Genomic DNA, 13,428 nt, shown 5'->3' on the forward strand with positions numbered 1-13,428 from the left:
CTACGACCCGACCTTGGCGTTCGCCTCGTCCTGCCGAACGTCCACGTTCGGTATTTCGAGCAATGGTCGAAGTGTCGCGCAAGCGGGAGTGGGAAAAGTGATCACCATCTGCCTCCGGGCGCTGTCAGTTCCGTACGATGCGCCAGCGGTTGTCGGCGGTACCGTCGTCCGAGGCCTGCACCGCGAAGGCGCCCACAGCGGTGGAGGTGTTCGCGATGGCGAGCAACTTGCCGCTGTGCACGTTGCGGATCTTGTAGGTTCCGTCTCCCTGGTCGAGCAGCGTCCAGCGGTGGTCGGCGGTGCCGTTGTCCGCCCACTGCAGCACGGTCGCGTTGTCCGCCGTGGACATGTCCTGGACACCGAGCACCTTGCCGCTGTGGGCATTGCGGAAGCGGAACCCGTTTCCGTCGGGGATCATGTGCCAGTCGTGGTCGGCGGTGCCCGAGTCGTTCCACTGCAGAGCGCGGCCGCCGTCGGCCGTGGACATGTTCTGGATGCCCAGCACGAGACCGCTGCCCGCGTTGGCGAGCCGGACGGTTCCGGTACCGCTGGTGTTCCAGTAGACGGTGTAGTTGTGGCCGTGCGCGTCGTGGAACGGGCCCAGGCCGACGGTGGAGCCGTTGGCCGTCGCGGTGAAGGCGAGCGACGTGTTGCCCGTGCGTCTGATCGAGGACGTGTCCAGCCTCGGCAGGGAGTTGAGCGCGGCGTCGCCGTAGTCGCCGGACAGGACCACCGGGCCGTAGGTGATCGCGGCGACGTTCGCGTCGTCGTTGGCCGCCCGTATGACGACCCGCATGGGCAGGCGGACGGTGACCGTGTCGCCCGAGGTCCAGGAGCGGGTCAAGGTGGCGTAACTGCCGGGGGTGGTGGTGATGTTCTGCGCCACGCCGTTGACGCTGACGGCGGCCCCGGAGGTCCAGCCGGGGATGCGGACGCGCATCGCCCAGGTGCCGCTGACGTTCCCGGTGACCCGCAGGGTCGTGGTGTCGCTCACCGGATAGGCCGTCGTCTGGGTGACCGTGATCCCGCGCTCCGACCAGTTGAGCACCGAGGGCACGAACATGTTCACGATCAGCGTGGTGTCACTCCGGTAGTAGACCGAGTCCATCAACCTCGTGTGCATCTCCAGGCCCGTGCCCTGGCAGCACCAGAAGGTGCCGTAGTCGGTGCTCCACGTGCCGCCGCCCCACGCCGGGCCCACACCGCGCCGGCCTCCGGGGTTGAGCGGGGTGAAGTAGGTGACGTGGCCGTGGTCGTCTGCCGGGTTCTGCTGGCCGATCATCTGGTTCAGCCACGCCTGCTCGTAGTAGTCGAACAAGGCGGCCCGACTCGGGTCCAGCGCGAACAGCTCCCGGGTGAGGGTGAGCATGTTGAAGGTGTTGCAGCTTTCGCACGTGTCCTTGTTCAGGTAGCCGGCGATGGCGTTCGGGGCCCGGAAGTGCTCCGCCTGGCTGTTGCCGCCGATGGCATAAGTGTGGTTGTTGACGCAGAAGTTCCAGGCACGGGTGGCGATGTCCCGGTACCGAGTGGTGCCGGTGGCCTTGAACTCCCGAGCGGCCCCGATCCACTTGGGAACCTGCGTGTTGGCGTGCAGTCCGTTGAGCTGGTCCTGGTTGGCCGCCAGAGGGTCGAACACCGCCGCGTGGTCGAACCGTTGGGCGACTGTGAGCCATCGCGCGTCGCCTGTCTGCTGGTAGAGATCGGTCAGCACCGTGTTCATGCCGCCGAACTCCGTCTGCAGCATGGCCTGCATCTGCTGGCCGCTCAGCCGGCCGGTGCGCCGGTCGACCCACCCCGCCAAGGAGAGCAGGACGTCACGGGCTTGTGTGCTGCCGATGTGGCGCCACACGTCCAGCAGGCCGGCCAGGGTCTTGTGGATCGTGTAGTACGGAACGTTGCCGTTGCTCAGGGTCCGCTGCTCGAGAGCGGTGAAGTCGGACTCGGGGTAGCCGGAGAGATACCCGGCGCTGAAACCGGCGGCACTGTTGTTGGCCTGGCATTTGGCCAACTCCGCCACCATCTGGATTGCCTTGTCCCGGCAGACGGTGTCCCCGGTGACGGCGTAGAGCTGTGCCCACGCCGTAAGGAAGTGCCCTTGGGCGTGGGTGCGGAAGGGGAACGTCGGCGCGTCCCAACCGCCGTTCGCCGTCGCGCCGTTGGTGGACAGGCGGTGGTTGGCGCGGAAGTTGTACAGCAGCCGGTCGACATCGACGAACCGCAGGTAGTTCCGCGTACGGTCCTGGTTGTCCAGCCAGCGGCTCGCGGTGAGCCGGACCTGGCCGAGTGCGAAGGGATGCGCGGACACCCCTATGTCGGCCCTGACGGGAGGGACGGCCGCTCGGGCAGGCGATGAGCCGATGAAGGACCCGGTCGCAGAGGCGGCGGCCGCGGCCCCGGCGACTTGCAGGAGGCGCCGTCTGCTGACGGAGGAAGCCATCTCGCACCTTTCGGTGGGTGGGGGGTTGGGGGGGGGGGACTGCCTGGATCTCGGTGCGTTCGCTCACAGGTCGGGCGTTCGAGCAGTCGAGCGTTCGGACGGTCGGACGCGGCGGTCACGTGCTCATCTTTCGAGGTCTCGCTTCGATCAGCCCTGTCGAGCGACACATGGGATGGATTAACGGATACGAACGTTGCTCCTGTCTAGTCTCGCGACACGGAAGACTTGACTACTCGCGGGTTTTTGTCGCCTCCCGCCCTGACGTCGCGTCAAACATGGGAGCTTCGGGCGGAAGTGAGCAGCGCATGAGCTGGATGACGGCTGTGGCCGGAAACCGACACCATTCCCGTGCGGTACGGACCATGCGCCCGGCCAGGCCGGACTCGACCACTACCAGGTCCGCAACTGGACCCCTGTCCCTCCTGACGCCGTCTCGATACCCGAGCTATCCGCGATCACGAAACCGCACCTGAAGTACTAGGACAGCAACTGACCCCCGATGGGGCTTGCCGCTACTTCGCCGTCGGTAGTGGCAGACTGCGTCGGGCTGCGACCGAGTGGTGTCGGTGCCAGTCGGACCACCATCCAAGTCTGTACGTCGGCGTCGCCGTCCACCGGACAGTATGGAGACGGTGGTTCTTGGAGGTGATCTCAACGGGCGCTGTGCGTCGGCCGGGCTGCCAGGCCGGGGCTACCGGATGAGTCCGGTAACCCCAGCCGGAGGTGGTCAGCGAGGGTCGTTCAGGCGGCTGCTGATCTGTTCGTGGAGTTCGTGCGGCAGGTGAATGGCCCAGCGGTCGGCGGCCTCGGAGGCCAGGTCGCGGCTTCAGCGCCAGCTGTTGCGTGCCGCCGTGCGCACGTCCTGGTCGCGGGCGGCAGCTGTGGTGGCGACGTAGCGATGACGGTCTGTGTCGGGCAGGTCCCGTTCGAGTCCGCGGCTGGGGGTGAGCCAGTGGGCTGTGCTGTTGCGCAACAGGCGGCAGAGCTGGAGTTGCTGGGGGGCGATGACGGTGTGCAGCAGGGCGTGGGCGCGGGCGATCTCCCCGCGGGCCAGGACGTGGGCGAGCATGAGGGTCCAGTTGGTCAGCTCGTTGGAGAGCTGCTGGGCAGTGGTCACCGGCTCGGGCGGCTGGAAGGTGGCCAGCTGCCGGGCGGCCTGGGTGAGCCGGCCGGTGCGGTCGAGCAGGACGGCGTCGTCGGGGCGGGGCAGGTGCACCATGCCTTGCCAGGTGGGGACTTCGTCGATGCCGGGACCGGCGGGGGCGAGGTGGAACTCGCCGCGCATCAGGTCGTCGAAGACGACGGCGAGGATGCCGTACATGTTGGTGTAGGAGAGCTGGAGCGGTGCGAGCTGTGCCAGGAAGCCGGGGCCGTCGAAGTCGGCGAGGCGGTCGTCCTGGATGTAGAGGTATGCCTCGATGTCGGAATGGGCGTCGGCCTCGCCCACGGTCCACGAGCCGTAGAGCAGCACGCCCTCCAGCCGGGTGTCGGCGTGGGCGAGCTGTCGTAGGCGTGCGATGCGGTCGTCCAAGGCGGAACGGGCAGAGTGAACGGACATGGTGTGGTCGTGTCTCCCCTGAAGGTGAGCGTGCGGGCACGCTGACGGAGCCCGGCACCTGCCGGGCACATGTCTGTGGACCGTCGCGGCCCGCTCAGGAGAAGTTGCCCATGATCCAGATCATAGGGGACGGCTCAGCCGCCGAGTCGGCGGAAGCAGGTCAGGGTGGCCCGGATACCGGCGAAGGGCGAACCGGACCCCTATGCGGGCATGTTCGACTGACAGATAGCAGCAACCGCATCGAAGAGACAGGCTTGGCCGGGCCATGACGCACCTCGGACCGCTCACATCCGGGAATCAGCTCTCCGGGCGTCGATGATGCAGCCGATGAGCTCCTGGCGCAGGTCCAGGCAGCTAGCCGGACACTGCGCTTCCCGGATCCCGTATCGTGCGGTCCGATGTCGCGGTCACCCACCGTCCGCCACCGGGTCGTGCCGTACCCGGCGGTGCCGGGTACGGCCGGAAGATCTGAACCGATACCGAGAATCAGGCCGCGAGGAGCTCGTGCTCGCGGTCCGGCGTCGTGATCCTGGGCTTCTTGTTCGGCAGCGAGAGCCGGAAGACCTTCCGCCACGCGGAGAACACCTGCTGGGGCAGCGGCCCGGTGACGTACTCCAGCTCGTACTTCTCGAACAGCGCACGGACCTTCACCGCGACCTCGGCGTACCGGTTGCTCGGCAGGTCCGGGAACAGGTGGTGCTCGATCTGGTGCGAGAGGTTGCCGGTCATGAAGTGCATGGCCTTGCTGCCGCTGATGTTCGCCGAGCCCATCATCTGGCGCAGGTACCACTGGCCCCGCGTCTCACCCTTGATCGACCGGCGCTCGAAGACCTGCACGCCCTCGGGGAAGTGCCCGCACATGATCACCGAGTGCGACCAGAGGTTGCGGACCAGGTTCGCGGTGAACGTGGCGGCGAGCGTCGGGAGGAACGACGGGCCCGACAGCAGCGGGTGGATCACGTAGTCCTTGAGCACCTGCTTGCGGATCTTGCGGCCGACGGCCCTGGCCCGCGCGCGGAACTCCGGGTTCTTGCGGCGGCGCTTGTTCAGGTTCTTGCCGAGCTCCAGGTCGTAGGCGGCGATGCCGTACTCGAAGAAGCAGGCGTTGAGGAAGTTCCACAGTGGCTGGCCGAGGTGGAACGGGTGCCACTTCTGGTCCTCGTCGACGCGCATGATGCCGTAGCCGAGGTCGTTGTCCTTGCCGATCACGTTGGTGTACGTGTGGTGCAGCTCGTTGTGCGAGTGCTTCCACTGGTCGGCCGGCGAGACGTGATCCCATTCCCAGGTGGTGGAGTGGATCTTCGGGTCCCGCATCCAGTCCCACTGGCCGTGCAGGATGTTGTGGCCGATCTCCATGTTGTCCATGATCTTCGCCACGGACAGACCGGCGGTGCCGATCAGCCACGCGGGCGGGAAGATCGAGAACAGCAGCACGCCCCGGCTGACCAGTTCGAGCTTGCGCTGCGCCGAGATGACCTTGCGGATGTACGCGGCGTCTTTCTCGCCGCGACTGGCGATCACCTCGTCGCGGATCGCGTCCAGCTCGCGGCCGAGCTCCTCGATCTGCTCCGCGGTCAGGTGGGCGGTGGGGTCGATGGCGGTCAAACTGTTCCTACCGTTCGATGTCGCAGGGGCCCGCCGCGGCGGACACGCAGGTCTGGATGAGGACGCCCGGCTCGGCCTCGGTGATCTCGCCGGTGCGCAGGTCGCGGACGGCGCCCGCCTTGAGCGGCGTGATGCAGCCGAAGCAGATGCCCATGCGGCACCCGGAGGGCATGAGCACGCCGGCCTCCTCGCCGACGTCCAGCAACGGCGTGGCACCATCGGCGCCGACGGTCTTGCCGGTGGCGCTGAACGTGACCTCACCGCCGTCGCCGGTGACGACCACGCTGGGGCGGAAGCGTTCGGTGTGCAGGCGCTCGGGTACGCCGTGCTCGCTCCAGTGCTTCTCGGCGGCGTCGAGCAGGCCCGCGGGCCCGCACGCCCAGGTCTCGCGCTCGGCCCAGTCGGGCACGAGTTCGCCGAGACGGGTGATGTCGAGCATGCCGTCCGTGTCGGTGTGCACCTCGGTGAGCCGCAGCTTCTTGTCGGCGACCAGGGCGTGCAGTTCGTCGCGGAAGATCACGTCCTGCGGCCGTGGCGCGCAGTGGACCATGACGACGTCGTCGAACTCGGTGTCGCGCAACATGCCCATCGCGGGCGTGATGCCGCTGCCGGCCGTCAGGTACAGCACCTTGGCGGGCTTGGCCCGCGGCAGCACGAAGTCACCGGTCGGCTGGTCGAGCTGGATCAGCGTGCCCGGTTTCACCCTGCGGACCAGGTGGTTGCTGACTTTGCCGTCCGGAATCGCCTTCACGGTGATCGTGACGCGGCCGTCGTGACGGTTCGCCGGTGAGGTGATGGAGTAGGCACGCCACAGGCGCACCCCGTCGACGTCGACCCCGATCCGCACGTACTGACCGGCTCTGTGACCGCGCCAGCCCCGTCCCGGCCTGATCACGATCGTCGCGGCGTCACTCGTCTCGGGGTGCACGGCCTCGATGCGCCCGCGCAGGTCAGCGCCCGCACGCAGCGGGCTGACCAGGTCGAGGTAGTCCGACGGCAGGAGCGGCGTCGTGACCATCTCCAGCAGTTTCCACGCCCTGCTGCGGAGGGCTGCACTCGTCATGACTCCAGCTTGCTGTGCCTTGAGGCGTAAAGTCCTGACCGAAGGACGTGAATCTGGTTGATCGATTTGTTCGCTAGGGATAGAAACGTGAGCCATGCACTCCGGAGGGTCAGCGAGCTGGCCTTGGATGAGACGACCGTCACCGCGCTGCGGGCCGAGCTGAAGAGCACTGCCGACGAGGTCGTCCAGGCGATCATCGACGAGGTCCCTCCCTACGCCAACGCCCTGTCGGGCCACATGGGTGCCACCATCCGCCGTGCCGTCCGCACCGCCCTGGGGCACTACCTGGACCTCGCGAGCGGGAACGCCACAGGCGGCGACGCCGGTGACGCGGCCTACGAGCTGGGCCGCGGCGAGGTGCGCGACGGCCGTTCGATGGACGCGCTGCTCAGCGCCTACCGCGTCGGTGCCCGTGTGGCCTGGCGGTGCCTGGCGGCGGGTGCCGTACCCGCGGGTCTGCCCGCCGCCGAGGTCGCCAAGTTCGCCGAGCTGACCTTCGCCTACATCGACGAGCTGTCCGCCGCGAGCGCCGCGGGCCACGCCGACGAGTTGGCCGCCCGGGGCAGGGCCCACGAGCGCCACCTGGAACACCTGGCCCGCGACCTCCTGGCAGGCGCGAGCCCGGACGTGCTGCTGACCTCTGCTCAACGGGCGGGCTGGCAGCCTCCGGTCTCGCTGACCGCGGTCCTGCTGCCCGCCGCCCAGGCCCGGCCCGCCTACCGCACGCTCGACCCGAGCACCCTCGTCCTCGACGATCTGCCGGACGCCACCGGCGTGCTGCTCGTTCCCGACGCCGACCGATCGCATCTGTTGCGGCAGCTGACCGACCGCACCGCCGTGGCCGGCCCGGCCCGGCCGTGGACGCGTGTGTCCGCCTCGTACGCACGGGCCGCACGCGCGCGCTCCCTCTCCGCTGATATCCGCGACACCGAGGAGCACCTGCCCGAGCTGGTCCTGAGCGCCGACGCGGACGCGTTCGCGGACCTGCGCGCCCGAGCCCTCGCACCGTTGCGGACCCTGCCCGCCACCACGGCACGGCGGCTGGAGGAGACGCTGCGGGCGTGGCTGCTGCACCAGGGCAGGCGGGACGAGGTGGCGGCGGCGCTGTTCATCCACCCCCAGACGGTCCGGTACCGGATGTCGCAGCTGCGGGAGCTGTTTCCCGATCTCGCATCGCCACACCGCGTCCTTGAACTGATGCTCGCGGTCGGTCTTCGGGCCGACTGACGAGTAGTTCCTCTTTCTCGGCGCCACCAGCTGGCTCATGCGGCCCCACCCCTGGGGTCACCGTGGTTCCGCGACGGCCCCACGCTCCCTCCCGACAGTCAACCGGACGACCGACCGGGTCGCCCGTACGCTGCCTAGCAAGAACCGGGGTCACCCGTGTCGAGTAGTACGCACTGATCGAAATTCATGCAGCCGCACTCCAGGCAGTCCGCTACCGCCTGCCGCAGGGCCTGGACTTGTGCGATGTGCCGGTCGAGTTCGGGCAACTTGCGCGTGGCCATGTCCCGCCACTGGCGCGTAGCGGATGGTGTGGTGTCACCGGCCAGCAGTTGCGTGATCTCGGCGAGGGTGAAGCCGGCCCGTTGTGCCATTCTGATCAGAGCGACGCGGCGGACGGTGGCCGCGGGCCACACGCGACGTCCGCCTTCACGACGCGCGCCGGGCAGCAGACCGCGCTCCTCCCAGTAGCGCAGTGCTGAAGCGCGCACGCGGGCTCTGTTCGCGATCTCACTGATGGGCAGATATCGCATGCCCGCCCTTTCCGAATCCGGCCTTGACTTCAAGTGTGCTTGAAGCACGACGGTGATCTGCATGTTCTCAGCAGCACCGGGACGCCCGATGCCCGGCCCCTACCGCTCCCTGTTCGCCGACCGTACCTTTCGGCGGCTGATGCCGGTCTTCGCGCTGTCCGACCTGGGCGACGGCATGACCGTCGTCGCCATCGCGTGGCTCGCGCTCACTCTTGGGCCCGACGGCAGCCAAGGCACGCTGGTCGGTATCGCTGTCGCAGCCTACGTCCTGCCCGGCGCCCTGGGCGCACTGTTCCTGGGCCGATGGATGGGAAGGCTCCCCGCGCAACGGCTCCTGGTCACCGACTCCGTTCTACGAGCCGTGCTGCTGGGGGCGGTGCCGGTCGCACACGTGGCGGGAGTACTCACACCGGCCGTGTACGTCGGGCTCCTGGGTGCCTCCTCGCTGCTTCACGCCTGGGGCAAGGCCGGCAAGCACGCCCTGTTCGCTCCTCTGCTTCCCGATGACCAGCGCCTGGCGGCCAACAGTGTGCTCAGCACCAGTCTGTGGAGCGCGACGATCGCGGGCCCGGCTCTCGCGGGCCTGCTCGTGGGAGTGGTGTCCCCGGTATGGATCATCGGCTTGGACGCTGCCACGTTCGCCGTGCTCGCTTTCCGAACCGGCCGCATCAACCTGCCCCGGTCCCTGGCCTCGGGGCCGGTGACCGGTGGCACACGGCAGGGGCTGAGTACTCTGCGGCGTCACCCGGAACTCCTCGGCCTGCTCGTCGTCACCTGGGTGTTCAACCTCGCCTTCGGACCCGTCGAAGTCGCCCTTCCCTTGTTCGTCTCCGACGACCTCGACGCCGGCGCGGGGATGCTCGGTGCCTACTGGGCCGCGTTCGGGATCGGAGCCGCCATCGGCGCTCTCGCGCTGGGCGCGGCCAGACGGCTTCCCCTGTGGCCGGCCATGCTCGGCATCATCGCGGGCCACGGCGTCGGGATGCTCCCCTTCGCCATCACACACACCGCCCTCCCTTCCCTGATCGGCTTCGCTTTCGCCGGACTCGTCTACGGCCCCTACTCCGCACTCTCCTTCACCCTGATCCAGGACCGCGCGCCCGCCGGCTCGCTCACCACGGTTCTGGCTGCCCGCAGCGCCGTACTCCTCACGGCCTCACCCCTCGGAGCGGCGCTCGGCGGCTTCCTCCTCGACCGGACCAGTGCTCCCGTCATCCTCGTCAGCTGCGGTGCAGTGATGATCCTCACCGTCCCCACCAGCACCGTCGCATTGAAGCTCTACGGAGTTCATCGACGCCGGCATCAGCCCTCACACACCCCCGCCCCCGCCCTCGCCGAGCGAGCAAAGGACACCGCCTGAGAAAGGAAGGCGCGGCGAGCCAGATTGAGGGCGAGGCGGACTCGATCTGATTGCGCTCTATCGCCAAGAAGTCGCACGGAAACTCGCCGGCCTGGGCCCCAACGAGCAGAACCCGCTTCCTGCGCACCACCATGGGCGTGGCCGACCCCGATCGTTACCTGCACGGGCACCGGGTCCGCTTCCCCAACCGCACCCCGTGGTGTTCACACCGTCGCGCGGTACATCCTGTCGCAAGCAGTGACGGCATCGCACGAGCTTCAGCTGGTGGCCGGCCGAGCCCGGCAGATATCCGGGGCACGCTCTTTCAGTCCCAGCAGGTCGAAGTAGTTCTGCCCGAGGGCGATGCGGCGGAAGGCCTCGTCACCGAGGTCTTTGTTGATGCGGCTCGTCACCTCCAACTCCTCCTTGTAGACGGCGTAGTTCTTGTCGGCTGACGCCACGAAGTCCGTTCCCGGAATGGCCCGGGAGGGGTGGGCGTCGAGGAACCTCGCGTACAGCCTGCGCACCCCCGGTTTGGTGAAGTACTGGTCGTGGAGGACACGCCAGCTGAGGTCCAGCGTCAGGTTCGGGTGCTCGTCGAGCAGGCGCTTGGTGATGGCGATGTGAGAGTGCGGGTCCATCGTCGCAAGCTCCTTTGACAGACCCATGTGCGCCCACACGATCTTGTTGCGCGGGTAGCGGTCAAGCACGCGCTCCAGTAGGTGCAGGTATTTTGTGGGTTCCTGGTCGTTGCCCAGATCCGAGTGGAGGGTGAGGGGGATGCTCCGTTTCCTCAGCACTGCCATGAAGTCCGCCCACTTGTTGATGTCCTTGGGCGTGGCTGGCTCGTGATGGTTGTGGAACAGTGCCGCCTTGACCACGTTGAGCTCGCCGCCCCAGCGGAACAGCCCCGGGAACTCCTCGTCGTACATGGCCAGGTCCGTCGGAATGGACTCCGGGTTCGCCACGTCGAAGGACGTCATCGACAGCGTCAGATGCGGGTCTGAGGGCTGCGACTCCAGGTAGTTCTCACCGTTCACGACGTCGTTCTTGATACTGGGCAGTACCGGCGTACCCGGGCAGTCCAGGTAGTAGGTGCAGTCGGAGTCGGCGGGCAGTTTCTGGCCGATGCCGAAAACGTTCGCGTGGTGGACACCGCTCTTCCTCAGATACGAGACGACCTCGTCGAAGGGAATGGCCTTGCCGCCGAAGGGGCGGAAGTGGAGGTGACCGTCGACCTGCGAGGTATGAGGCTGCGTCCTGCGGTCGAAGCAGTCCGCGGCGACCGCGGCGGAGCCGGCTCCTGCAGGGGAGGCCGCCACGGATGCGGCAGCCAGAGCGGCTACTGCGATGGCGAGGCGCCGGCGGGCGTAGCGTCCGGCTGCCGCACCGATGCGGGGCCGGCGCGGGGTGGGAGAGACGTTCATCGGCTGTCAGCGGCCCTTCCCTCGAACGGTGACCTTGCCGAAAAGGCATAGCGCGCCACGGCCGCCTGGCAGCCCACATGCTCGAGAATCCACCCGATCGGGATTCACCGCATCGGAGTTCGCACATCCCACGCCCTCAAGCAAAACGGGCGGGATGCCTTGGCATAGGCGCAGTCGCCGTGCCGGGGGTGGCCTCGCGCGGAGCACGGTGATGAACGACTTCCACGCCGGCCTCGATCGAGTCGACCACGAACTCCATCCGCTGCTCCCGCTGACCGCTGGACCGCCCCGGAGAAAATCATCCCCTGGGGGCCTGGTCGGAGGATGGCAGCTTGCGCCAGTGACCGCAGCGTTCGCCCCTTCGAGTGGCGATCAGACTCTCCGGCCACGAACGAGGGTGTCCCTGGTCGCGGAGTGCCATGATGGGCGCCCACGTAGTTCCCTGCTCCGCGGGTGGATCGAAACCGCTGTAACGGCAAGGGGCCGCGTCCTGTCATGGGCCCACTCACCCAGTCAGGCCTCGGGCGGGAAGGCCACGGGGCCGGCGCGGAGACCGGCTGTGCTCGCATTAGCTCGCTTTGTTCTGGAGATACGGGAGGCGCTTTGGAATCCGTGCAGCGGTATGAGGCGGAGATGCGCCCGGCGCGAGCCCGCTTCGTGACCGAGTCGGGCCTGGACCGGCTGCTGGGTACCCAGCTGAACCCCGACGTAGTGCATCTGGGTCTGATGTGTTTCGCCGCCTACGGCGTAGGGATGACGCAGCACGTCGAGGGGTGGATCCGCCGAGCCGGCCAGCGGTGTATCGATCTCGGGTATGCGGAGCTGGGCCAGGCGCTTCAGAAGCACGCCCAGGCCGAGGCCGATCATCACCTGATGATGATCGAGGACCTGCGGGCCCTGACCGCGGTGTGGAACAGCGAGGGCAGGCCGCCCCTGGACGCTGAGGCGCTGCTGGCTGCCCCGCTGCCGGAGAGTGTGCTGCGCTACCAGCGGCTGCACGAGGACGCCATCAGTGGGCCCACCCCCTTCGTGCAGATCGCCATCGAGTACGAGATCGAGCGCCTCTCGGTCGAACACGGCCCCCGTGCGCTGGCCCTGCTCACCGAGGTGCTGGGGGAGAACGTCCAGCGTTCGTTGAGTTTCCTGGTCGACCATGTCCGGCTCGACGTTGGACACACCCAGTTCAATCGTCGGCAAATGGATGCTTTCCTCCAGGACCACCCCGACGCCCTCAAGCCTCTCGTCGCCGCAGGAACCGAGGCCCTGGACAGCTACGCCGGTTTCCTCCGTGACTGCCTGACCTTGGCGCAGGACCTCGCGTCGGCCCCACACCGATGAGCTCCCCTCCCCGGCCCAGCGACTCATCGGTGACCTGGACCGTGCACCCCCCGCCCAGGCGGCCCGTCGGATGGCTGGACGAGCTTCGGGCCTTCCGCGCCCGCGTGCTCTACGACGATGGCAGGCGCCCGTGCTTCCGTACCCCCGACGGCGTCTTCGCCGACCCAGATCCCGCGGATCTGGACGCGTATCACATCGTCACCTTGACAGGAACCGGCATCGCGGGATGTGTTCGCCTGCTCCCCCTGGAGGTTGCCCGCACGGGACTCTGCGAGCAGCTACTCGGGTCCACGCAACTGGAAGCCGTGCTTGCCCGCCTGGGCACTACACGTGCACACACCGCCGAGTCCGGCGGATGGGTTCTGGATCGCCACCACCGGAGCACCACACTTGCTTTCCGCCAATGCGCGCTGGTCGCTGCCCTGGCCGAGTACCTGGGCCTGCAGATGCTCATCGGCGCGAGCGGCACCCGTGACGGCCAAGCACGAGCCCTGGAACGCATCGCCGGCTACCACGCCGTCCCCGAGTTGAACCCCATCCCCGTTCCTCGCTACGACGACGAGGTCCGCATCTGCTACACCCGCGGCCTCGACTCCGACGGAAGCCCTCGACTCAACAGCATGGGAAAACAACTCCTCTCCGAACTCCCGGAATTGGGGCCCCTCCACGCTGAAAGGCGAAAGCTGGACCCCGGCGCTGCCCAGCCCTCGTGGGGTGGCCGCCGAGGCTGACCGTAGTCCAGGCCCGGCTCACACTCCTGCCAGCCGTCGTCGTCATCGTCGAGGCCGACGGCGTTCGGGGCGCGCAGCGGATACAGCCTGTCGGTTGGTTGGGGGAGGCGAAACTGTGATGGCCCAGAGCAGTTGGTCATCATCGTGTACTTGATGCGGAAGAAGTGGCGGCC

General features: G+C 67.9%; 9 protein-coding genes and 1 pseudogene. 4 read left to right on the forward strand and 6 right to left on the reverse strand.

What is annotated here, in order from left to right; all coding sequences use genetic code 11:
- Positions 1–124: 124 nt before the first annotated feature.
- From AC07DA_RS22440 to AC07DA_RS22455, 4 genes and pseudogenes are all read right to left on the reverse strand, one after another.
- On the reverse strand, positions 125–2,437 hold the full coding sequence (locus AC07DA_RS22440) for a beta-L-arabinofuranosidase domain-containing protein (protein WP_479129940.1): 2,313 nt from the start codon (positions 2,435–2,437) through the stop codon (positions 125–127).
- 727 nt (positions 2,438–3,164) lie between these two features.
- A pseudogene (locus AC07DA_RS22445) lies at positions 3,165–3,995 on the reverse strand (nucleotidyltransferase domain-containing protein).
- Between the two features lie 486 nt (positions 3,996–4,481).
- Positions 4,482–5,600 carry a fatty acid desaturase family protein gene (locus AC07DA_RS22450; protein WP_479129941.1) on the reverse strand — a complete coding sequence of 373 codons (1,119 nt, stop codon included), beginning with the start codon at positions 5,598–5,600 and terminating at the stop codon, positions 4,482–4,484.
- A 7-nt stretch (positions 5,601–5,607) separates the two neighbouring features.
- Positions 5,608–6,663 carry a ferredoxin reductase gene (locus AC07DA_RS22455; RefSeq protein ID WP_479129942.1) on the reverse strand — a complete coding sequence of 352 codons (1,056 nt, stop codon included), beginning with the start codon at positions 6,661–6,663 and terminating at the stop codon, positions 5,608–5,610.
- 87 nt (positions 6,664–6,750) lie between these two features.
- On the opposite strand from AC07DA_RS22455, the gene AC07DA_RS22460 reads away from it, so the two are divergent.
- Positions 6,751–7,890, forward strand: coding sequence for a PucR-like N-terminal domain-containing protein (locus AC07DA_RS22460; protein WP_479129943.1), 1,140 nt, complete (start codon positions 6,751–6,753; stop codon positions 7,888–7,890).
- A 134-nt stretch (positions 7,891–8,024) separates the two neighbouring features.
- Here AC07DA_RS22460 and AC07DA_RS22465 read toward each other — a convergent pair whose 3' ends face one another.
- Positions 8,025–8,483 carry a MerR family transcriptional regulator gene (locus AC07DA_RS22465; protein ID WP_479129944.1) on the reverse strand — a complete coding sequence of 153 codons (459 nt, stop codon included), beginning with the start codon at positions 8,481–8,483 and terminating at the stop codon, positions 8,025–8,027.
- On the opposite strand from AC07DA_RS22465, the gene AC07DA_RS22470 reads away from it, so the two are divergent.
- Positions 8,482–9,780 (forward strand): MFS transporter, encoded by a 1,299-nt coding sequence (locus AC07DA_RS22470; protein WP_479129945.1) that lies wholly within the window; start codon positions 8,482–8,484, stop codon positions 9,778–9,780. The two genes, AC07DA_RS22465 and AC07DA_RS22470, sit on opposite strands and share 2 nt — an antisense overlap.
- Positions 9,781–10,037: 257 nt before the next feature.
- On the opposite strand, the gene AC07DA_RS22475 is transcribed toward AC07DA_RS22470, so the two are convergent.
- Positions 10,038–11,186 carry an amidohydrolase family protein gene (locus AC07DA_RS22475; RefSeq protein WP_479129947.1) on the reverse strand — a complete coding sequence of 383 codons (1,149 nt, stop codon included), beginning with the start codon at positions 11,184–11,186 and terminating at the stop codon, positions 10,038–10,040.
- Between the two features lie 603 nt (positions 11,187–11,789).
- Here AC07DA_RS22475 and AC07DA_RS22480 point away from each other — a divergent pair.
- Positions 11,790–12,524: a hypothetical protein gene (locus AC07DA_RS22480; RefSeq protein WP_479129948.1), complete on the forward strand. Its 735-nt coding sequence runs from the start codon at positions 11,790–11,792 to the stop codon at positions 12,522–12,524.
- A gap of 104 nt (positions 12,525–12,628) precedes the next feature.
- Complete coding sequence (locus AC07DA_RS22485; protein WP_479129949.1) at positions 12,629–13,255, forward strand: hypothetical protein; 627 nt, start codon at positions 12,629–12,631, stop codon at positions 13,253–13,255.
- Positions 13,256–13,428: the final 173 nt, after the last annotated feature.

The sequence above is a fragment of the Streptomyces sp. NPDC044921 genome (assembly GCF_056432865.1).